Genomic DNA, 21,344 nt, shown 5'->3' on the forward strand with positions numbered 1-21,344 from the left:
CAGGTGATCGAGGCCAACCGCGGGCGAAGAGCGGCGTGAGATCGCATTGCCGATATGAATTCGAGATCCGCGATGTCGACGCGACAATGGCAACCATCGTTGCCCCGCCCTGCGTCAACCGCGTGCCGACGATGACCGGCGGCGTCTGCCGCAATCAGCTCAAGCGCGGGCGGCCGGGTCGAGATCCCGCTGGTCGCGATCGTGTGCTTCGAGGGGACAAGGTCGCGCACGAGCATTATCTACTGGGATCGGGCCTCGGTCCTAGTGCAGATCTGAAGCCTCGATCCCACCGGCCTGCCAGTGTCGGGGATCGAGACCGCGCGCAAGGTGAGGGACGAGCCCAAACCCAGCAATGCGCTCATGCCGCGCTGGGCCGGCAGCGAAGGCAAGCCGATCTAGCCGGCGACGATCACCACGAGAAAGGCGTCGTCGCGGCGCCGATCACGGCGCCGCCAACGCCACCGATCACCGCGCCGGGCAGGAGGCCGACGCCGGTCGTCGAACCGACCACCGCGCCGGCGCCCGCGCCGATGGCGCCGCCAGTCAGGGCGCGCGTCCCCGGATCCTGACCGCAGGCCGCGACTGCGAACATCATGGCCAGCAGGATCAGAAATCTGCTCACTGAAGATTCCTCCGTCGTGAACACTCCTTAGAACGCGGACGGATCGGTTTGGTTTCGCACCAAAGCGCCCGGGTCGCCGGCCGCCATCGCGAGCCGCGCCATCAATTTGGCAAGAATTGGCCGCTGGCCGACCAAGATCTTCACCATGGCTTCGCGCGGCTCGAACCATGCCGCGCGGTCGACCTCGGGGAAGGATGCAAGACGGCCCGACCGCGGCGGCCATTCCATTTCGAACGTGCCCGGCTTCAGGTCGGCCGGATCGAAGTCCGCCTCGACCGCCCAGGGATGCACGATCTTGCCGCTGGGCTGGCGCACTGGCGGCAGGCGCTCGAACCGGCCGCGCACGGCGAAACCCGTCTCTTCGAGCGTCTCGCGCTTGGCGGCGGCGAGCAGATTCTCGCCCACGTCGACCTCGCCTTTGGGGATCGACCATGCGCCGTCGTCCTTGCGCGTCCAGTAGGGACCGCCGGGATGGACCAGCAGGAACTCGAGCCGGGACGCCGCGCCTTTGGCTCGCCGATAGATGACGAGGCCGGCGCTGGCCTTCTTCTTCGCCATGGCCGATTCAACGCCAGCTGCAAGGAAGTGTTTCCATCGCGCGATTTCCGGCAGATCCGGAAACGCCCCGCGGCTACATCGATCTGGCCTCGCGCTCCTGTTCGGCGCGATCCCGCGCCATGACCTTGCGGAAGTTCACGAGATCGGCGCCGCGAAGCTGCGCATGCTTGAGCGCCGCGTTGCCGATCGGATTGGTCGCGCGGCCGTTGACCCGGATCTCGAAGTGAAGGTGCGGTCCGGTACTGCGGCCGGTGTTGCCGGTATAGCCAATCAGATCGCCCTGGTTCACATGGGCGCCGGCAACGATGCCCGGCGCAAACGCGGAGAGATGACCGTAGATGGTGGCGAGCTTGCCGGGATGCTCGATCTCGATCCAGTTGCCGTAGCCGCCCTTGGCCTCGGCGCCCAGCACGACGCCGTCACCTGCGGCATAGACGGGCGTACCCACGGCAGCGACCAGATCGACGCCGTCATGCATCTCCATCACGCGGCCACCAGGATGGCCCGGACCGAAGCCGAAGAAGCGCTGCGTCCCGGCCGGCGCAAGACCGAGCGACAAGCCGAGGGACGTCGGCTGGTTGACCGATGCGGCCCCTGTGAGCAGAGGACTTGGGGCCAACGCTGCCGGCGGCGCCTGCCAGCGTCCGCCACCCGCCCGCCCCTTCGGCGGAGCTGGTCCAGCGGCGAGCTTGTGCCCCCAAGGCTGGTCCATCGGGTCGGCACGCATGCCGAAGCCCGAGGTGACGACGATCGTCTTCAGCGGCATTTCGAGCACGGGTGGCGAGGTGGCCTCGCCGTTCGCCAGCCAGAACGTATCCTGCGCCGCACCTGCGGGGCGGAAACGGTGAAGGATCAATGTTCCTTTGGCGGCAGTCTTGATCTCGGCCCACAGCAGGCGCCCGACCTCGATCGGATCACCCGCGGCAGTGAAGGCCCGCTCATAGCGAACATAAAAGCGGTCGCCGTCATGCACGTCGCGGTCGAGATCGATGGTGCCGCCCAGCGCTTTCACGAGCTCGAGCACCGCCGTGCGCGGCACCCCGGCCTGGACGGCGGATTCGGCCAGGCTACCGCTCACGCCTCCACTTGTGCCGATCGCGCGCGTGAACGGAAGATAGCTCTGGAGCTGGGCCTCCTCACAGCCACAACCAAGCAGCCGCTCTTCCTCCGGCGATGCAGCCAGAACCGGTGTTGCCAGACAGACGCCGGCGACGGCGAGCATCGCCACAGGCGACGATATCCTGATCATCAGCCCTCGGACGCGGTGAGTGAGGTACACGATGGATTTCCAGCACGAAACCCCACATCGAGGTGTGACAAGCCGGTGACGAGTCAGTGGCCGGGTTTCCAGTCGCGGATCTCGCGCTCCGCTTGCGCGAGCTGGGCCGGCGTCATGCGCGCCCTGAGGGCGGCGCGGTCCTTGATCGCCTGGTCGAGGCGATTCCGGTTCTTGGGAGTGTAGCGCATGATCGCGAGGCTGATCCATTTGTAGGCCTGCACGTCGTCATGCGGCGGAATGCCTTCGCCGAAGCCGTACATGAATCCGATGTCATTCTGGGCGCGCGCATAGCCTTGTCGTGCGGCGCGCAAATACCACTTCGCCGCTTCCGCATGATCGCGCGGCACACCCTCGCCGCTCCAGTACATCGCCCCCAGAAGGGTCTGCGCCTCGGCATTGCCCTGCTCCGCCAAAGGCTGCCAGATGGCGATCGCGGCCGCATAGTCCTTTCGCTCATAGGCTCCTGCTGCAGTGCGCATTCGTTCCTCGAGCGACTGCGCAAAGGCCGTGGTCGCGGCAAGCAGCAACATCAGCGACATGAAGAGTACCGAGGAGCGCATTCGCTCATCGTATGGCGCAACACAATGGGAGTCACAGGTGCCAATTCGCGTGGCAAATGAACTTCCTGCCCGTCAAGTGATCAGGCCGCGTGAAGAATCCGCCGGGCGGCTGTCGCTGCACGCAGGCCCTATGCATCCCTTGTCCGGACGACCGGAGACCGCGCTATAGTCGCGCCCGAACGGAGGATGGGCCATGCAGGAACAAAAGATCTACGGCCGGCGCGACGGCGCGGTTGGGCACGTCGTTTTCAATAATCCGGCCAAACTGAATGCCGTGTCGCTCGACATGTGGGACGGCTTCGTGGGCATCCTCAAGGACTACGAAAAGGATTCCGAGATCCGTTGCCTGGTGATCAGCGGCGCCGGCGGCAAGGCATTCGTTTCCGGAGCCGACATCTCCAAGTTCGAAAGCGAACGCGCCAACGCCGACGCACAGGTTCGTTACGACGCGATCTCCAAGCAGGGCTACGAGGCACTCTACGACTTTCCCAAGCCGACCATCGCCAAGGTGACCGGCTATTGCATCGGGGGCGGCATGAATCTTGCGGCCTGCTGCGACATGCGCTTCTGCAACGAAGGTGCGCGCTTCGGCATACCCGCGGCCAAACTGGGACTCGGCTACGGCTTCCTGCGCATCGAGCGGCTGTCGCGCATCGTCGGCCTGCCGCGGGCGATCGAGTTCCTGTTCACCGGCAGGCAGTACACCGCGAAGGAGGCGTACGAAATGGGCCTCGTGAACGACGTCGCGCCGGATGCCGAGCTCGATTCCCTGGTCGCCAGGACGACCGACGCCATCGCGCAGAACGCGCCGCTCACCATCGCGCTCGCCAAGGCGGCGGCGCGCGAGATCGCCAAGCCCGAGTCGCAGCAGGACCACAAGAAGCTCGAGCTGATGGGCAAGGCCTGTTTCGACAGCCAGGATTACAAGGAAGGACGGCGCGCCTTCATGGAGAAGCGCAAGCCGACTTTCCGCGGAAGCTAGAAAACAAGAATCGTCGCCCCGAGCGAAGCGCAGCGAAGTCGCAGGGCCTCGCCTGCAACCGAAAAGTCCCTCCACTTCGCTTCGCTCCGGCGGGACGACAAAAGCCTCGAGGAAATGCCATGACCGACCTGCCACTTTCCCAGCTCTTCGTGCTCGATCTCACGGCGCATCGCGCCGGGCCGACGGCGGTGCGCCAGCTTGCCGACTGGGGCGCCAGAGTGATCAAGATCGAGCCGCCATCCGACGGCAAGACCGACACGATGGGCGGCGCGCGCCACGGCTTCGACTTCCAGAACCTGCACCGCAACAAGCAGGCGATGACGCTCAACCTCAAGAGCGCGGAAGGCCACGCGATATTCATGAAGCTCGCGGCCAAGGCCGACGTCATCGTCGAGAACTACCGCTCGGACGTGAAGCACCGCCTGAAGGTCGACTACGATACGGTAGCCAAGGTCAATCCGCGCATCGTCTACGGCTCGATCGCAGGCTTCGGTCAAAGCGGGCCGGACGCCGCCCGGCCCGGCGTCGACCAGATCGCGCAGGGCATGGGCGGGCTGATGTCCATCACCGGCGAGCCAGGGCGCGGCCCAATGCGCGTCGGCATTCCGATTGCCGATCTGACTTCCGGTCTGCTGCTGGCCCAGGCGATCCTGCTGGCGCTTTACAATCGCGAGCGCACCGGCAAGGGCCAATGGGTCCATACCTCGCTGATCGAGGCGCAGATCTTCATGCTCGACTTCCAGGCGGCGCGCTGGCTGCTGAAGGGCGAGGTCGCCGAGCAGGCCGGCAACGATCATCCGACCTCGATCCCCACGGGCGTGTTCCCGACCAGGGACGGCTACATCAATATTGCGGCGGCGGGCGACAACATGTGGAAGCGCTTCGCCAGGGCGCTGGGCGCAACCGAACTGATCGATCATCCCGAGCATGCGACCCCGACGCTGCGCTCGCGGCATCGCAAGGCACTCAACGAGCGCATCGGCGCGGTGACCAGGACCAACACCTCCGCGCACTGGATCGAGGCACTCAACGCGGCAGGCGTGCCGTGCGGGCCGATCAACACGATCGACAAGACCTTCGCCGAGCCGCAAGTCCAGCATCTCGGCATCGCGCGGCCGGTGAGGCACCCCAAACTCGGCGCCATCAAGGTCGTGGGCCAGCCGATCAACCTTTCCGATTTCCCGCAGCCGAAGGAGCTCCGGCCGACGCCCGATCTCGGCCAGGACACCGACGACGTGCTGGCGAGCCTCGGCTACGACAAGCCGGCGATCGACGGGCTGCGCGCCGCCCGCGTGATCTGAAGCGCCATCAGGCGGTCGGCAGATCCAGCAGGCTCGCCTGCTCGCCGCCGCTCACGACCTCGAGCAGGGGCGGCCGGCCGTGCGGGGTCTGCACGAAATGGTCGGCATCGGCGCCCGCGATCGAGAGCCGTACGCGGCTGCCCCTGGCGAAGCGCCACGCCACCGGCAGAAGCGCGAACCTGAGAAGCTGCGGCACCCCGAGCGGCATCGGTTTCATGTCCTTGCGCGCGAAAGTGCGCCACGGCCAGCTGGTGCGATAGTTCGCCGGGCACGGCGCCTCGGCGCGATGGACCGCGCGTAGCACGCCCTCGGTGACGTAGCGCACGGCGCCGTCGGCCTCGACTTCCGACAGATAGGCGAAAACCGCGGCGTCGGGCTCGCTCGAGGCAAGCCAAAGCGAGACCACGGGATGGCCGGCGATCTCCAGCAGCTCCCCGAGCGGCAGCGTCGTGAAGCTCGGCAGCTTCGCCTCGCGTTCCGGCCAGTCGTTGTAGTAGGCGGTGGCGTCGATGCCGGCGATCCGCTCGTAGCGCGTTTGCGAGCCGCTGCCGGCGGCGGCGTCTGTCCGATGGGCCTCGCGCGTGCTGCTCACCGGCAATGCGTCCACGAGCTCGCGGCGTGGCGCGATGTACAGGCGGCGGCTCCCCGGCAGCGGTGGCCAGTTCCGGGCCGCGCGCCATTGCTCGGCATGCATGACGAAGTAATGGACCGGATCCTCGTCGGCGAGGCCGGTGTCACGGCCGGCGAGATGCTGGTCGAAGAAGCGCAGTACCTCGCCCAGCACCGGAAACTCCGGCTCCTGGCGCGCACGCCACGGCGATGCGTTGACGCGCGCCCCGTGATCCCAGGGCCCCAGCAGCAGGCGCCGTTCGGGATTGGGCAGGCTGAGAAAGCGCGACAGGGCGCCGTTGGCGTAGCCCGCCCCGTCCATCCAGCCGGAAACGGCATAGACCGCGACATCCTTCGGGATCCGGTCGAGATAGTTGTAGGGACTGAACGACGCCGACGTGAAGTTCGCATCGTAGGGCAGCGCATCGTCGCGGCATTTGAATTCGGTGATGAAGTCGGGCATGCGGAAATTGGCGAGATGCCCCTTCACCGCCTCGCGCGCCAGCGACCCATCGCGATCCTCGTCGACCGGCATCGGGCCGAGCAGCGCCGGATCGGCGAAGTAGCTGAACCGGGCGCGCAGATCGCGCCGGTCGTGGTCGAGCGCCAGCATCAGCTCGTCGTACACGAGTGCCAGCCGCTTGATCAGCATCCCGCCCGGATAGTAGTTGTCGGCCCAGGTATCCCAGACCGCGAACAGCGGCGCGATCGCCTTCACCGCCCGGTGGCCCGTGCTGGCAAGGAAGTCGCACGCAGCTCCCAAATACGAAATTCCGGTCGCACCGATCACGCCGTCGCTCCAGGGCTGACGCACGATCCAATCGGCGATGACCCGATAGTCGTCGCGCTCGCGCGGCGAGCGGAAGGAGTCCCGGGTGCCGAAGCTCGCGCCCGTGCCGCGGGCATCGACCACGACCAGCGCATAGCCGCGCGGCACGAACAAATCCCTGTAGCGACAGGTGTTGGGCGACGACTCGACGGCCGTCGCCCCGGGGGCCAGCTCGAAGCGTCGCACATAGGGCGTCAGGATGAGCACCGTCGGCCATCGCCTCGTCGAGTCGCCGTCGGGCAGGATCACATCCACTGCCAGGCGGCAGCCGTCCGCCATGGTCACGTAGACAGAACTGGGCGCTCCCACCTTGAACTCCGCGGGGCGGCCTTCGAGGTAGCGGCTTGGCGGCACGCGCCACGCCATCCCGAGATCGTCGCGATCGGGCATCTCATTCCTTCGACTGAAATGGAACGGGCAGGCAAACCTTCAGTGGGCGATGTCCTTGCTCGGCCGGGGCGGAGAAGGTCGCGATGACCCGGCCCACCTGCCTACATTCCTGATGTCGTTCGCCCTGGCTGCCGGGCCGGGGAACCGCCGGAAGCCCGGCGATTCCTCGCTTCCTTCGCGATCGTTCGGTAGCGATCGACCTCACATGCCGAGCGTCGTCACGAACTTGGTGTTGAGGTAGGCCTCGAGTGCCTCGACTCCGCCTTCCGAGCCGTAGCCCGAATCCTTGATGCCGCCGAACGGCACCTCGGGCAGCGCAAGGCCATGGTGGTTGATCGAAACCATGCCGCTTTCGAAGGCAGCGCCGACCTGCGCCATGGTCCTGGTGTTCTTGGTATAGGCGTAGGCCGCCAGCCCCCAGTCCAGGCGATTGGCTTCCTTCATCACGCCGTCGAAATCCTTGAACGGGGTGATCGGGGCGAGCGGACCGAACGGCTCCTCGTTCATGATCCTGGCACTGAGAGGTACGTCGGTCATGACCGTGGGCTCGTAGAAATAGCCCTTGTTGCCCTTGCGCTGGCCGCCGGTCTTGACCTTGGCGCCCTTGGCGATGGCGTCGCTGACGAACGTGTCCATGGCATGCAGCCGGCGTTCAGCCACCAGCGGCCCCATCTTGGTGTCGGCCTCCAGTCCGTTGCCGATCTTCACGTTCCTGGCGTAGGTGGTGAAGCGCTCGACGAACTCCGGATAGACCTTCTCGTGGACAAGGAAGCGCGTGGGCGCGACGCAGACCTGGCCGGCGTTGCGGAACTTGTTGGCGCCCAGCACGTTCACCGCCTGGTCGAGATCGGCATCCTCGAACACGATCGCCGGCGCATGTCCGCCGAGCTCCATAGTGACGCGCTTCATATGCGCACCGGCCAGTGCGGCGAGTTGCTTGCCGACCGGCGTCGAACCGGTGAAGGTGACCTTCTTGATGATCGGATGCGGGATCAGATACTCGCTGATCTCGGACGGCACGCCATAGACGAGCTGGATCACCCCGGCGGGCACGCCCGCGTCGACGAATGCCTTGACGAGCTGGGCGCAGGAGCCCGGCGTGTCTTCCGGCCCCTTGACGATGATCGAGCAGCCGGTGGCGATGGCGGCGGAGGCCTTGCGCACCACCTGGTTGATCGGGAAGTTCCAGGGCGTGAAGGCGGCGACCGGACCCACCGGCTCCTTCATCACGAGCTGATGGATGTTCTCCGCCCGTGCCGGCACGATGCGGCCGTAGGTGCGGCGGCCTTCCTCCGCCATCCAGTCGATGATGTCGGCGGCGAGATTGGTCTCGACCTTGGCCTCGGCCAGGGGCTTGCCCTGCTCCATGGTCATGATGGTGGCGATCTCGTCGAGCCGCTGCCGGATCAGGTCGGCCGCCTTGCGCATGACCTTGTAGCGCTCGTACGCCGAGACCTTCTTCCACTGCCTGAAGCCCTTGTCGGCCGCGGCCAGGGCACGGTCGAGATCGGCCTTCTCGGCATGTGCCAATTGGCCGATCACCTCTTCGGTCGCGGGATTGACGATGGGAATGGTCCGTCCCTGCGCGCCCTTGGTCCAGGCACCGTCGATCATCAGGGAGACGTCGCTGTAAGTCGTCATTGGATTCCTCCGTTCTTGTCAGCTTCCGCGATAGGTCGAATAGCTCCAGGGCGTGCACAGCAGTGGCACGTGATAATGCCCCTCGGGCTCGGCAATGGAAAAGCGCAAAGGCACGATGTCGAGGAAGGGCGGATCGCCGCCGTCAACACCCCTACTGCGGAAATGGTCACCGACGGCGAAACGCAACTCGTAGCGCCCGATCGGCAACGGGCGGCCGTCGATCAGAGGCGCGTCCGTACGACCATCGTTGTTCGTTACCGTGCGGACGATGCGGTACGCCCGTTCGCCCGCCAGTTCGTAGAGCTCGATCGCAAGGTCGGCGGCCGGGCGGCCGGCATGGAGATCGAGGACGTGGGTCGAAAGCCGGCCGTTGACATCGGGCACGCCATCGCCCGTCACCAGCGCCACAACGCGCAGCCGCGAGATGTAGAAGACTTCCTGCAAAGCCGCCCTGAATTCGCCTGCGGCATCATGCGGCAGCCGCCGCTCGAACTGATGCAGGATCGAATCGCTCGTGTGGCGGCGGACGCAGACGATGAAGGGAAAGCCGAACTTCGCGCGATAAGCCTCGTTCAGGCGATGGAAGCGCGCGAATTCCTCGTCGGACAGCGAGTCGAGCCTTGCGCTCGTCTGCTCGCTCTTTGACTCGTCGGTGATGGCACCGGCGCGCGCCGCCTTGCCGGCAAGATCGGGGTGATTGCGCAGGAAGGCAAGCTGCGTGTCGTGGGAAGCCGTCTGCACCGCCGCCATCATGGCGGCATGCAGGCCAGTCACGGTGGCGAAAGGCCGCTTGGCGTGGGTAGTCGCCGCCACCCACGGCGCCAGCTCGAAGATTCCGCCGAGCGCGGCCTCGAAATCGGCAAGGTCCATGCGGTTGAGGTCTGCCAGCGCCACCGTCATGGCGCCCGACCTAGCATGCCGCGACCGCCGTCTCTATAGTCCGGCCGGCCCGTCACGACAGAAGACGGGGCCTACTGAAAAGGGAGGATCGCATGATCGACCGAAGCCGTTTCACCCGCCGACGTCTGGGCAAGGCCGCGCTGGCCGGCGCCACGGCGCTCGGGGCGCCGCTGCCGCTGCGCCATGCCCTGGCACAGTCCGGACCCGCGAACCTCAAGGTCGCCCTGCTGCTGCCGACGTCGGGCGGCCAAGCGCAGATCGGTCAGGCCTGCAAGCGCGGTGCCGATGTCGCAAACGCCGTCTTCGCCGACATGAAGATGCCGGTGAAGCTCGAGATCATGAACTATGACACGGAGACCAAGCCGGACGTCGCCCGCACGCAGGCCGAGAAGGCGATCGACGCGGGCGCTCACGTGCTGGTCGGTGCCTTCGATTCCGGACAGACCATCGCCATCGCCCAGGTCGCCGAGCAGCGCGGCGTGCCGCTCATCGTGAATATCGCCGCGGCACCGCAGATCACCGAGCAGGGCTACAAGTTCGTGGTCCGCAACTTCCCGACCGCGCCCATGTTGATCAGCGGCGCCTTCGCGCTCCACAAGGAAATCTTCAAGGCCTCCGGAACCACGCCCAAGACCGCCGTCCTGATGAGCATCAACGACACCTTCGGCACGGCGATGATGGGCGGCATCAAGGCGATGTTCCCCAAGCTCGACATGCCCTACCAGCTCGTCGATATCATCAGCTACGATCCGGCGGCGAAAGATCTCTCGGTCGAGGTCGCCAAGGCCAAGGCCACCAAGGCCGACATGCTGATGCCGGTCTGCCGGCTGAACGACGCCAAGCTGATGATCCAGGAGCTGGTGAAGCAGCGCTGGGAGCCGATGGCGGTCATGAACCCCGGCTCGCCCGGCCTCTACGAGCAGGATTTCCTGAAGACCATGGGCAAGTATGGCGAGTTCCACATCTCCAACGTGCCCTGGCTCGATCCCAAGTCGGCCATGACCCAGTCGCTGGAGAAGCAGCACGCCGCCAAGTTCTCCGGCGATCAGCTCGACCTCAACGGCGGCTTCACCTTCGAAGGCATGCTGATCGCGGCGCAAGCCTGGCTCGACGCCAAATCGACCAAGCCCGACGCTCTGATGGAGGCGCTGCGCAAGGTGAAGATCGACCAGCACGTCATGGTCGGCGGCCCGATCCAGTTCGACGCGAAGGGCCAGAATGTCGGCATCAAGGCGGCCGCCGTCCAGAACCTGAAGCGCAAGCCGACCGTGGTGATGCCCAAGGAATCGGCGGCAGCCGCGCTCGTCTTCCCCGAGCCCGGCTGGAACGACAAGCGACGGACGTGAGCGCAGTTTGCCCAGGGGAGTGCTCCCCTGGAATGACCCGATCGTGACTCCGGACTTCCTTCTTGCGCTCGCCCAAGCCGTCACCAAGGGCCTGCTCACCGGCATGGTGTACGGGCTGATGGCGCTCGGCCTGTCGGTGATCTTCGGCGTCATGCGCGTGGTCAATTTCGCGCATGGCGAGATGATGATCGTGGGCATGTATCTCGCCTGGGCCGGCTTCGAGTATTTCCAAATCTCGCCCCTTGTGAGCTTGCCCCTGATCGCCCTGCTTTTCTTCGCGATCGGCTACGTCCTGCAACGCGGCCTGATTTCCCCCTTCATCGGCCGTCCCGAGCACCAGCAGTTCCTCCTGCTGCTGGGCGTCGCCCTGATCCTCGTGAATCTCTGCCTCGCCGTCGTCGGACCGGACTCGCACGGCGTGCAGCTCGACTCGCAGTTCGATTCCTACGAGATCGGCCCCCTGGTGCTCGACGCCGTCCGGCTGCATGCGGCGGTCGGCGCGATCGTGATCGCGGGCCTGCTGTGGCTTTTCTTCACCCATACACGGATCGGCAAGTCGATCCGCGCCGCCGCCGACAACCACATGGGCGCGCTTGTCGTCGGCCTGAACGTGCGCCGCCTCTATGCCATTACCTTCGGGGTCGGCGCCGCCTGCGTTGGCGCGGCGGGCGCGCTCATGATCACCATCATTCCCGTGACACCGTCGCTTGCCGCCGAATACACCCTGCTCGCCTTCGTGATCGTGATCGTGGGCGGGCTGGGCAGCATGACGGGCGCCCTGATGGGTGGCCTGCTGATCGGCGTTAGCGAGGCGGTGGCGGGGCTGCTTGCCGATCCCTCGCTCAAGAGCATGTTCAGCTTCGGACTTCTGATCCTGGTGCTGTTGCTGCGTCCGCAGGGACTGTTCGGCAAACGCGGCGCATGACGGCCTTTCGCCGCCTTTTGACCGGCGTGGCACCGCATACCTCATGGATGCTGGGCATCCTGCTGCTCCTGCTCGTCGTCGCGCCGCACCTCGTCGACAAGTACGCGCTCTCGGTGCTGATCCTGATCCTGTACTTCGCCTACGTAGGCCAGGCCTGGAACATCATGATGGGTTTCGCCGGCGAGCTGTCGCTGGGACATGCGCTTTACGCCGGTCTCGGTGGCTATGTGGCGGCCGGGCTGTTCATGCACTACGGCATCGGCCCGTGGGCGGGTTCCTTCGCTGCGGCGGCGGCAGCCGCACTAGCGGGTGCCGTTGTCGGCTATCTCGGCTTCCGCTTCTCGCTGGCGGGCGTCTATTTCGCGCTGCTGACCATCGCGTTCGGCGAGTTCACCCGCATCGCCTTCGATCATCTCGACTGGTTCGGAGGCTCGGCCGGCCTGTTCCTCAAGGTCGACGTGGCGCCCAACGCCTTCGATCTGCGCGGCGGGCCTCTTCTCTTCTACTACGTGATCTTGGCCCTGGCGGCGAGCGCCTTCGTGCTGAGCCGGCTGCTGCTCGAAAGCCGGCTCGGCCGCTACTGGCTCGCGATCCGCGAGGATGCGGAAGCAGCGCAGGCCGTCGGCGTGCCCGTCCTGCGCTACAAGTTGATGGCGGTGACGATCTCCGCCGCCCTCACCTCGCTCGCCGGCGTCTGGAACGCGTTTTACTACAACAACCTCTTCCCCGAGACTGCGTTCGGCATCGGTCGCTCGATCGAGATCACGCTGGCCCCGATCATCGGCGGCCTCGGCACCTTGTTCGGGCCCGTCGTCGGCGCTGTCGTCCTGACCGGGCTGGGGGAAGCTTTCACCAGCGTCGGCGACATGCTGGGCATCCCGGGCATCAAGCAGATCTTCTACGGCCTCGCGCTCCTGGTCATCGTCATGTACCGACCGGCCGGCCTATGGCCGTGGCTGGCCGAGCGGCTCGGCGTCACGGAGCGGCGGCGATGACCGGCGCCCATCTCGAGCTGACCGGGATCGGCAAGAGCTTCCGCGGCCTGCGCGCGGTGCACGATGTCAGCTTCGAGGTGCCGTCGGGCGCCATCCATGCCCTGATCGGTCCGAACGGCGCCGGCAAGACCACGATCTTCAACATGATCGCGGGCGTCTATCGACCCGACGCCGGCAAAGCGATGCTCGACGGCCGTGTGATCACCGGCCTGCGGCCCGACAAGGTCTGTGCCGCCGGCGTCGGTCGCACCTTCCAGCTCGTGAAGCCCTTCAAGGGCTTGAGTGTGCTCGAGAACGTGACGGTGGGCGCACTTCATCGCCATCGCGATCTCGGCGATGCCCGCACGAGCGCCGAGGCCATTCTCGCCCGGCTCGGCCTGCACGACCGGCGCCATCACATGGCCGAGAGCCTGACCCTTCCCGATCGCAAACGACTCGAAGTGGCGCGCGCACTCGCCACAGAGCCCAAGCTCCTGCTGCTGGACGAGGTGATGGCGGGGCTGCGGCCGACCGAGGTCGACGTCATGGTCGGCTTTCTGCGCGACCTCAATGCCAGGACCGGCCTCACCATCCTCCTGATCGAGCATGTGATGCGCGCCGTCATGGCGCTTGCCGCCCGGGTCGTCGTCGTAAGCTACGGCGAGAAGATTGCCGAAGGCTCGCCCCGCGAGGTCTCGCGCAACCAGGCCGTGCTCGACGTCTATCTCGGCGAGGAGGATGCGGCGTGAGCGCGCCGCTTCTGCGGGTCGAGGACCTCGATCTCCACTACGGCGACGCCCAGGCGCTTGACGGCGTGTCGCTCGAACTCGCGGCGGGCGAGATCGTGGCCATCGTCGGCGCCAACGGGGCGGGCAAGAGCTCGTTGATCCGCGCCATCCACGGCATCGAAAAGCCGGCCGCCGGCAGGATCCTGCTCGACGGCACAGATATCGCGGGATGGCCGAGCTATCGCGTATGCGAGGCGGGCATCGGTCATGTCGCGGAAGGACGGCAGGTCTTCCCCAACCTCACCGTGCTCGAGAACCTCGAAATGGGCGCGACCCTCAAGCGCGCCCGGCCGGAAGAAAAGAGGACGCTCGACCGCGTGCTGGCGATGTTCCCGCGCCTCTCCGAACGACGCAAACAGCCGGCCGGCACACTGTCAGGCGGCGAGCAACAGATGCTGGCCATCGGCCGCTGCCTGATGGCCCAGCCGCGGCTGATCATGTTCGACGAACCGTCGCTTGGTCTCGCGCCGGCGATCGTGCAGGAAGTCTTTCGCATCGTGCGGCGTCTCCATGAGCAAGGCCTTGCCATCCTGCTGGTGGAACAAAACGTGACGGCCTCGCTCAAGATCGCCCATCGCGGCTACGTGCTGGAGAACGGACGGATCGAGCTTTCCGGCCCGGGCAGCGACCTCCTGGCGAACGACCGCGTGCGACAGGCTTATCTCGGTCTGTGACTCCACGTCATTGACGGACCCGCGGTCGCTCGGCAATTGTGCTCCATCGGATACAGACTGCTGCCGCGTGCGGTGCAGCCCGGTCCGGGATCGCCAGGATCTTCCCGACGACGGGAACATCCGCCCTCCCCGGCAGGCTCGGCCGTGGAGGACCCTCGACATGAATCGTCGCGACTTTTAGAAGGCAGGCGCCGCTGCCGCGGCGGGTCTGGCGCCGCGCCTGGCTTCCGCCGATATCGTCGATTTTTCACCGATCCCCCGGGGCTGGCGCACCTTCGTCGTCACGACGCGGGTCGAGCCGACCTTCGCCAACAAGGCATGGATCCCGCTGCCGACCTTCGAGGGCACTGGCTGGCGGCGGCCCGGCGATGTGAGCTGGAGCGGCAACGCCAGGGTCGCCGAGCGCGTGCGCGATCCCCGATATGGTGCGGAAATGCTGCGCGTCGAATGGGTCCCCGACCTGCAGAACCCGGCTATCGAGGTAACGACCCAGGTCCGGACGCAGGATCAGTCGCTGCACTCCGGTCGGGGCGCGGCAGCGCCGCTCGACGAACACGAGCGCGGGTTTAGTCTCATGGCGACCGACCTTCTGCCGGTGGACGGGATCGTGAAGGAAACGGCTGACGGCATCGTGCGCGGCAAGACCAAGGACGTGGAAAAGGCCCGCGCGCTCTACGAATGGGTGGTCGAGAACACCTTCCGCAATCCTAGCACGCGTGGGTGCGGTGTGGGCGATGTCAGCTTCATGCTCAAGACCGGCAACCTCAACGGCAAGTGCGCGGACCTCAACCCGCTCTACGTCGCGATGGCGCGCTCGGTCGGCCTTCCAGCGCGCGATGTCTACGGTATCCGGGTGGCGCCCTCCAGGTTCGGCTACAAGGCGCTGGGCGCCGGCTCCGAAATCGTTACCAGGGCGCAGCACTGCAGGGCCGAGGTGTGGCTGTCGGGCAGCGGCTGGACTCCGGTCGATCCCGCCGACGTGCACAAGGTGGTTCTCGAGGAGCCGCCGAGCAATCTCGCCATGACCGATCTCAAGGTCCTTGCCGCGCGCAAGACCCTCTTCGGCGCCTGGGAAGGCAACTGGGTCGCCTTGAACGTCGGGCACGACATCAAGCTGCCCGGCTGCAACGAGCCCGCGATCCCCTTCCTGATGTATCCCCAGGCCGAAGACAAATCGGGCCTTGTCGACCCGCTCGACGCGGACGCTTTCAAGTACGGGATAACCGCGCACGAGCTTGCCAGCTGAGCCGCGGGCATTTCGCTCTGGCGCGATCCGCTTTATATCGTGCGATATGGCGGCGTCGTCCATCACGGAGCCGGCCGCAGCGGCCCCGAGTCTCGCCATTCGCTACTACATGGCGATGGCCGTTCCATTCGCGATCGACGTCGCCACCTCCGCCATCTATTCGGTGATCAACGGCCAGCCGCTCGTCCTTCTGCCCATGGCGGCAGTCTCGGCTGCCTTCCTCGTGGTCGGCGTCGGTGTCGGCGCGTTCCTGCTCTTCCGGCCCGTCCAGCGCTTCATGGCCGGCGATCTCGCCTTCCCGGCGATCGAGCATCGCCTCGCGACCCTGCCCTGGTCGTCGGCCGTGCTGGTTGCCTGTCTCTACGCTCCGATGATGGCGTTGCGTCTCCTTTCGCCCCGCATGGGAATCACGTTCGGGGCGACCATCGAGATCGCCACCTGGATCGATACGGTCGCCACCTTCCTCGTCATCACGGCCTTCAACGTCGTGCTGACCTATTTCATCGTCAGCGCCTATCTCGATCGATTGTGCGGCTACTTCTTCCTGAGTCGCGGTGTCAACCTCGCCACGTTTCCCGGCATCTTCGGGCGCAAGATCGGTCTGGCGATCCTGTTCGTCTCGTTCGCCGCCATGACTCTCCTGGCCGGCGACATTGCCAGCTACAGCGGCGACCGCCTCATCCGCGAGGCGACCATGGACGTCGTCGGGTCGGTGGCCGGTATCGCCATCATCTACTACTGGATCGCACAGGCGCTGACGGCGCCGATCGCGCGACTGGACTATGGCATGCGCCATGTGGCGGCCGGCGACCTCGCCGTCCGTCTTCCGGTCACCTCCGACGACGAAGTCGGTCGCGCCACCAGCGGCTTCAACCAGATGGTGGAAGGTCTGGCCGAACGGCAGTATCTGCGCGACACGTTCGGCAAATATGTGAGCGAAAGCGTGGCCGCAGCCATTCTGGCCGATCAGGCGAGCGGCGGCCGCGTCGCCGACACCCTTGCAGAGGCGACGCTGATGTTCACCGATATCGAGGGCTTCACCGCCCTGTCGGAGCGGCTGGCACCGCCTGAAGTGGCGCGAATCCTGAACATCTACTACGCGACGGTGGTTCCCGTGATCCACCGCTATCGCGGCGTCGTGAACAACTGCATCGGCGACGGCCTTTTCGCGAGCTTCAACCTGCCGCTGCCGCAAACCGACCACGCCGCGGCGGCGATGCGGGCGGCCCTCGACATCCAGCGGGCCCTCGCCGGCGCGGCCTTCCCGGCGGGCATCGACGTGCGCACACGGATCGGCATCAACACCGGACCGGTGGTCGGCGTGACGATCGGCACCGCCGATTGGCTGAGCTACACACTGCTCGGCGACGCCGTGAACATCGCGTCGCGCGTCGAGCAGCTCAACAAGCAGCTCGCCAGCTCGATCCTCGCAACCGAAAGCACGGTCCGCGCGGCCGGCGACGGCTTCCGCTGCACCTGCCTCGGTCCGACCGACGTCCGCGGGCATCGCGGCGATGTCGTCGTCTACCGCGTCGATCCGCCCGCATGAGCGCCACCCCGGCCGAGATCGCGGCACTCCGCCGACGCTATCTCTGGATGGCGACATCGATCTTCTTCCTCGACCTTGGCATTGCGCTGATCTTCAGGCTGGTCAACGGAGGCTGGAGCGACTTCTGGATCTCGGAAGGTCCCGGAGTCGTATTGTTGCTCGGCATCAACTGGCTGCTGGCACGCCGCCTGTTCGAGCCGATCAACCGCTTTCTCCAAGGCGCGGCTACGTTCAACGATACGGAGCGGCGGCTGACGCAGCTGCCTCTGCTCACCGCTCGATGGGCGGCGTTGTTTGCTTTCATTCTCTACGCGTTCAGAAATTCTATCAGCTGGTGGCTGCCGTCGCCCACCCCTGGCCTTCAGGGTCAGACGATCGCGGACTACATAACAGTCTGCCTTGTCCTGCCGGTCTTCTACTTCACCTACACCTATTTCGTTGTCAGCGACTATCTTGCCCGCCTCTGCAGCTTCATCTTCGAGCGCTATGGTCGGAATCTTGGGCTGTTCTTCGGCAGCTATACATTGAAGCTGATGGTGGCGCTGCTGGTCATCTCGGTTGCGCCCTTGTCGGCCATCGTCGTTGATCTCTTCTCCTACGATGGCGAGCGCCTGCAGGCCGAAATACTGGTCGATGTAGCGTCGGCCGTGATGGGCGTAGCGATCACCGCCTACTACATCAGCCGCTCGCTGCTCCAGCCGATCACCATCCTGTCGAGCGCCATGTCGAAGGTGGCCGGTGGCAACCTCGAAATCCGCGTGCCGGTGACCTCAAACGACGAGGTTGGCGAGCTGACCGGCCGCTTCAACGACATGGTGGGCGGCCTGCGCGAGCGCGAGCAGATCCGCGAAACCTTCGGCCGCTATGTCGACGAGAACGTCGCGGCGGCAATCCTGCGCCGCCAGGGCGACGGGCAGCGGTCCGGCGAAATCGCCGAGGCGACCATCCTTTTCACCGACATCGCAAGCTTCACGACCATTGCCGAGTACCTGGCACCTCACGAGCTGGTGACGGCACTGAACGACTATCTCGATACCGTGCTGGCGCCAATTCGCCATCACGGCGGAGTGGTGAACACCTTCATCGGCGATGGGCTGTTTGCTTCCTTCAACATGCCGCTCGCCTGCGACGATCATCCGGCGGCCGCCGTGCGCGCGGCGATCGACATCCAGCGTGCGGTGGGAAGCCGCACTTTTGGCGATCAGGGTGTCGCTCTGGCCACACGCATCGGCATCAGCACCGGGCCGGTGATCGGCGGCGATGTCGGCACGGGCAATCGCATGAGTTTCACCTTGCTGGGCGATACGGTGAACCTCGCTGCCCGGCTGGAAGAGTTGAACAAGGAGTACGGCACGCGCATTCTCGCTTCCGAAAGCACCCGCGCCGCCTGCGGCAGGAGTTTTGCCTTTCAACCGCTTGGCAAGGTTTCGGTGCGTGGCCGCAGCGAAGCCGTCGCCGTTTTCAGTATCGATCCGCTTCTCCAGGAAGGTCCGTGATGAATGCCTTGGGGTTGTCTCCAGACCAATTGAAGCTGCAGGCGCGCGCCCGCGAGTTGGCTGCCGGCCCGATCGCCACGCGCGCCGCGGAGATCGACCGGACCGAACAATACCCCTGGGACAACGTCGATCTCCTGAAGGCCGCCGGGCTGATCGGGATGACGATCCCCGCGCAATATGGCGGTCAGGGCAAAGGTTGGCTCGATGCCGTACTCGCGATCGAAGCCCTGTCCGCGACCTGTGCCGTTACCGGCCGCATCGCCGTCGAGACCAACATGGGCGCGATCAGCGCGGTCATGGCCTACGGCTCCGAGGAACAGAAGAAGATGGCGGCCGACATGGTACTCGCGGGCGACAAGCCCGCGATCTGCATCACCGAACCGGACGCCGGCTCCGATGCCGGCGGCATGACCACCCGCGCCGACAGGAAGGGCAATCGTTATCTGCTGAACGGCCGCAAACACTGGATCACCGGGGGCGGCGTCTCGCGCCTGCACCTGATCTTCGCCAAGGTCTACGACGAGCAGGGCGCGTTCGAAGGCATCGGCGGCTTTCTCGCCATCCGGGACGAAACCAAGGGCCTCAAGATCACCCGGCGCGAGCCGACCATGGGCCTGCGCGGCATTCCCGAGGCTGTGATCGACTTCGAGGACATGGATGTGCCGCCCTCCTCGGTCGTCATCCCGCCGCGCGGACTCAAGAAGGGTTTCGCCGACCTGATGAATGCCTACAACAGCCAGCGCGTGGGCGCGGCGACAGTTGCGCTCGGCATCGCCGAGGGTGCCTACCAGCTCGCCCTCGACTGGTCGGAGCAACGTCGGCAGTTCGGCCGGCCGATCAACGAGTTCCAGGGCCTGCAATGGAAGCTCGCCGACATGTCGATCAAGCTCGCGGCGGCCCGGGCGCTGATCTACGGCGCCGCCCGCTCGGGCGAAGGCGGCTTTCCCGACATGCTGCTGGCGGCGCAGGCCAAGGTCTTCACGTCGGAGAATGCCATCCAGGTGGTCAACGACGCCCTGCAGTTCTTCGGCGCACGCGGCTATTCGCGTGAGTTGCCGCTCGAACGCATGGCCCGCGACGTGCGCATGTTCACCATCGGCGGCGGCACCGCGGAGGTGCTGCGCAACGTTGTCGCCGGCGCGCTGCTCAAGAAGAAGCTGCCGCAGACCCGGGACGGCTGGACAGGATGAGCTTCCGCACGTCGTGCAAGCTCGGCACGACGAGGCACAATCTTTGGATCTCGTCAGTCGGCTCGATCAAGTCGGGCACCATCACCGTCATCATGCCTGCGGCCGAGGCGGCGCGAATGCCGTTGTGGGAATCCTCCAGCGCCAGGCACCACTGCGGATCGACAGCCAATTGCTCGGCGGCTTTGAGGAAAGAGTCGGGAGCGGGTTTGCTGGCGATGTAGTCACCGCGGGCGACAATGATATGGAAGCGCTGCGCCAGACCGTGCACTGCCAAATGGCTGCGCACGGTGGCGTGTGACGACGATGTCGCGATGGCGCGCGGCAGACCGAGTTCGTCAAGCAGGCCGAGAAGCTCGACGGCCCCCGCCTTCAGCTCCAGCCCGGCTTCCGCCAGTCGCCTGAATTGCCGCCCCCAGGCGATTCGCAGCTCGTCGAACGGATATGAGTCGCCATAGTGAGCGAGAAGAATTTGCCGCGCTTCGGTTGTGCCAATGAGCAGGCGGAATACTTCGATGTCCAGTCGGCAGCCGACCTCCTTGGCCGCCGTCAAGGCGGCGCGCGCGTGGAGCGTCTCGGTGTCGAACAACAGGCCATCCATGTCGAACACGACGGCCTGGATGGGGTGCGGAAGGATCATCCGGCTCGCCTCGTCGACCCGAGCAGCGTCTCGAGACTGATCGAGCGCAGCGTCGCCTCGGCGATCTCGTCGATTTCGATCAGGATGCGCTGCAAGGCACCCCCGATGTCGGTGTCCTCGCCCGGCTCCTTCGCACGCTGCCCCGGCGCCGGCTCGAACAGGGCCACGATATCCATCAGGGTCGTGCGGCGACGATTGCCGGTGAAACGATAGCCGCCCGCGGCACCGCGGCCACCGCGAACCAAGCCGGCATTGGCCAAGATGCGCAGCACCTTCGCGAGGTGGTGTCCCGACACGTCGAAACGCTCGGCGAGATCGGTCACCGAGAGCGTGCGGTCAGGATCGCGCGCCAGCTCGAGCACGGCGTAGAGACCGAGCCGCGTTCCCGTCTGCAATTTCACGCACCTCTCCTCACGAGAGGTCCTTGTCGAGCTGCAGCGACGGCCCGGCCACCATGCCCTGCGCGCGGAAGAAGGAAAGGATCAGATGGTCCTTGCGATCGACAAGCGTGCGCACGCGCGCCACGCCCTTGGCCCTGAAACGCGCGACCAGCGCCTCGAAGAGCTGCGTGCCGACCCCTCGCAGGCGCAGCCTGGGTTCGATCTGGATGGCGAACACCCAGCCGGCGGCCGGCTGGCCGAATTCCCAGGCACGGATCTCCCCCGCGATGAAGCCCGCCAAGGCGCCCTTGTCGGTTTCGGCCACCAGGAACTGGCGGTCCGGTCCCAGCATTTCTTGCCAGTATTGCGGCTTGCTCGTGCCCGTCAGCCGCGAGTCCAAGGCGGAAATCGCCGACAGATCAGAGATTTGGGCGGGGCGGATGGCAATCATTGGAAGAAGAGTAAGAT

At 65.9% G+C, this 21,344-nt stretch carries 22 protein-coding genes; 11 read left to right on the forward strand and 11 right to left on the reverse strand.

Annotated features, from left to right (window positions below; all coding sequences use genetic code 11):
• From VH499_RS11730 to VH499_RS11750, 5 genes are all read right to left on the reverse strand, one after another.
• Positions 1-236 (reverse strand): hypothetical protein (locus VH499_RS11730; protein WP_332052915.1); only part of this gene is annotated, 236 nt, incomplete at its 3' end.
• A gap of 173 nt (positions 237-409) precedes the next feature.
• Complete coding sequence (locus VH499_RS11735) at positions 410-622, reverse strand: bacteriocin (RefSeq protein ID WP_332052916.1); 213 nt, start codon at positions 620-622, stop codon at positions 410-412.
• A gap of 27 nt (positions 623-649) precedes the next feature.
• Positions 650-1,180 (reverse strand): NUDIX domain-containing protein, encoded by a 531-nt coding sequence (locus tag VH499_RS11740; protein ID WP_332052917.1) that lies wholly within the window; start codon positions 1,178-1,180, stop codon positions 650-652.
• A 73-nt stretch (positions 1,181-1,253) separates the two neighbouring features.
• Positions 1,254-2,402: a peptidoglycan DD-metalloendopeptidase family protein gene (locus VH499_RS11745; protein ID WP_332053105.1), complete on the reverse strand. Its 1,149-nt coding sequence runs from the start codon at positions 2,400-2,402 to the stop codon at positions 1,254-1,256.
• Positions 2,403-2,512: 110 nt separating this feature from the next.
• Positions 2,513-3,019 (reverse strand): tetratricopeptide repeat protein, encoded by a 507-nt coding sequence (locus tag VH499_RS11750; protein ID WP_332052918.1) that lies wholly within the window; start codon positions 3,017-3,019, stop codon positions 2,513-2,515.
• Positions 3,020-3,212: 193 nt separating this feature from the next.
• Here VH499_RS11750 and VH499_RS11755 point away from each other — a divergent pair, with 193 nt between their 5' ends.
• Both VH499_RS11755 and VH499_RS11760 read left to right on the forward strand, forming a co-directional pair.
• A complete protein-coding gene (locus tag VH499_RS11755) occupies positions 3,213-4,001 on the forward strand; it encodes an enoyl-CoA hydratase (protein ID WP_332052919.1) in 789 nt (262 codons plus the stop codon).
• 119 nt (positions 4,002-4,120) lie between these two features.
• Positions 4,121-5,302 (forward strand): CoA transferase, encoded by a 1,182-nt coding sequence (locus VH499_RS11760; RefSeq protein WP_332052920.1) that lies wholly within the window; start codon positions 4,121-4,123, stop codon positions 5,300-5,302.
• Positions 5,303-5,309: 7 nt separating this feature from the next.
• Here VH499_RS11760 and VH499_RS11765 read toward each other — a convergent pair whose 3' ends face one another.
• From VH499_RS11765 to uraD, 3 genes are all read right to left on the reverse strand, one after another.
• A complete protein-coding gene (locus VH499_RS11765) occupies positions 5,310-7,130 on the reverse strand; it encodes a CocE/NonD family hydrolase (protein ID WP_332052921.1) in 1,821 nt (606 codons plus the stop codon).
• Positions 7,131-7,331: 201 nt separating this feature from the next.
• Positions 7,332-8,771 carry an NAD-dependent succinate-semialdehyde dehydrogenase gene (locus VH499_RS11770; protein ID WP_332052922.1) on the reverse strand — a complete coding sequence of 480 codons (1,440 nt, stop codon included), beginning with the start codon at positions 8,769-8,771 and terminating at the stop codon, positions 7,332-7,334.
• Positions 8,772-8,789: 18 nt separating this feature from the next.
• Positions 8,790-9,671 (reverse strand): 2-oxo-4-hydroxy-4-carboxy-5-ureidoimidazoline decarboxylase, encoded by an 882-nt coding sequence (gene uraD / locus VH499_RS11775; RefSeq protein WP_332052923.1) that lies wholly within the window; start codon positions 9,669-9,671, stop codon positions 8,790-8,792.
• 92 nt (positions 9,672-9,763) lie between these two features.
• Here uraD and VH499_RS11780 point away from each other — a divergent pair, with 92 nt between their 5' ends.
• The 9 genes from VH499_RS11780 (at position 9,764) to acdA (ending at position 19,859) form a co-directional block, all read left to right on the forward strand.
• Positions 9,764-11,017 (forward strand): ABC transporter substrate-binding protein, encoded by a 1,254-nt coding sequence (locus VH499_RS11780; RefSeq protein ID WP_332052924.1) that lies wholly within the window; start codon positions 9,764-9,766, stop codon positions 11,015-11,017.
• A gap of 43 nt (positions 11,018-11,060) precedes the next feature.
• Positions 11,061-11,942 carry a branched-chain amino acid ABC transporter permease gene (locus VH499_RS11785; RefSeq protein ID WP_332052925.1) on the forward strand — a complete coding sequence of 294 codons (882 nt, stop codon included), beginning with the start codon at positions 11,061-11,063 and terminating at the stop codon, positions 11,940-11,942.
• Positions 11,939-12,937 carry a branched-chain amino acid ABC transporter permease gene (locus VH499_RS11790; protein ID WP_332052926.1) on the forward strand — a complete coding sequence of 333 codons (999 nt, stop codon included), beginning with the start codon at positions 11,939-11,941 and terminating at the stop codon, positions 12,935-12,937. The genes VH499_RS11785 and VH499_RS11790 overlap by 4 nt, the downstream gene beginning before the upstream one ends.
• Positions 12,934-13,665 (forward strand): ABC transporter ATP-binding protein, encoded by a 732-nt coding sequence (locus VH499_RS11795; protein ID WP_332052927.1) that lies wholly within the window; start codon positions 12,934-12,936, stop codon positions 13,663-13,665. The genes VH499_RS11790 and VH499_RS11795 overlap by 4 nt, the downstream gene beginning before the upstream one ends.
• Entirely contained in the window at positions 13,662-14,378 is a 717-nt protein-coding gene (locus VH499_RS11800; protein ID WP_332052928.1) for an ABC transporter ATP-binding protein, read from the forward strand. Before VH499_RS11795 ends, VH499_RS11800 begins: the two co-directional genes overlap by 4 nt.
• 433 nt (positions 14,379-14,811) lie before the next feature.
• Complete coding sequence (locus tag VH499_RS11805; protein ID WP_332052929.1) at positions 14,812-15,624, forward strand: transglutaminase-like domain-containing protein; 813 nt, start codon at positions 14,812-14,814, stop codon at positions 15,622-15,624.
• A gap of 46 nt (positions 15,625-15,670) precedes the next feature.
• Positions 15,671-17,173 carry an adenylate/guanylate cyclase domain-containing protein gene (locus tag VH499_RS11810; RefSeq protein ID WP_332052930.1) on the forward strand — a complete coding sequence of 501 codons (1,503 nt, stop codon included), beginning with the start codon at positions 15,671-15,673 and terminating at the stop codon, positions 17,171-17,173.
• Entirely contained in the window at positions 17,170-18,669 is a 1,500-nt protein-coding gene (locus VH499_RS11815) for an adenylate/guanylate cyclase domain-containing protein (protein ID WP_332052931.1), read from the forward strand. The genes VH499_RS11810 and VH499_RS11815 overlap by 4 nt, the downstream gene beginning before the upstream one ends.
• Before the next feature lie 29 nt (positions 18,670-18,698).
• The gene (gene acdA / locus VH499_RS11820) at positions 18,699-19,859 is read left to right on the forward strand and encodes a 3-sulfinopropanoyl-CoA desulfinase (protein WP_332052932.1); all 1,161 of its coding nucleotides are present in this window, start codon (positions 18,699-18,701) and stop codon (positions 19,857-19,859) included.
• Here the strand turns inward: acdA and VH499_RS11825 are convergent.
• From VH499_RS11825 to VH499_RS11835, 3 genes are read right to left on the reverse strand one after another with little or no spacing between them, the layout of a single operon-like run.
• Entirely contained in the window at positions 19,816-20,466 is a 651-nt protein-coding gene (locus VH499_RS11825) for an HAD family phosphatase (protein ID WP_332052933.1), read from the reverse strand. The two genes, acdA and VH499_RS11825, sit on opposite strands and share 44 nt — an antisense overlap.
• A 26-nt stretch (positions 20,467-20,492) precedes the next feature.
• A complete protein-coding gene (locus VH499_RS11830) occupies positions 20,493-20,897 on the reverse strand; it encodes an Rrf2 family transcriptional regulator (RefSeq protein ID WP_332052934.1) in 405 nt (134 codons plus the stop codon).
• A gap of 10 nt (positions 20,898-20,907) precedes the next feature.
• The gene (locus VH499_RS11835) at positions 20,908-21,276 is read right to left on the reverse strand and encodes a GNAT family N-acetyltransferase (protein WP_332052935.1); all 369 of its coding nucleotides are present in this window, start codon (positions 21,274-21,276) and stop codon (positions 20,908-20,910) included.
• Between the last annotated feature and the right edge of the window lie 68 nt (positions 21,277-21,344).

It is taken from the genome of Reyranella sp. (assembly GCF_036558665.1).
Lineage (GTDB): Bacteria > Pseudomonadota > Alphaproteobacteria > Reyranellales > Reyranellaceae > Reyranella.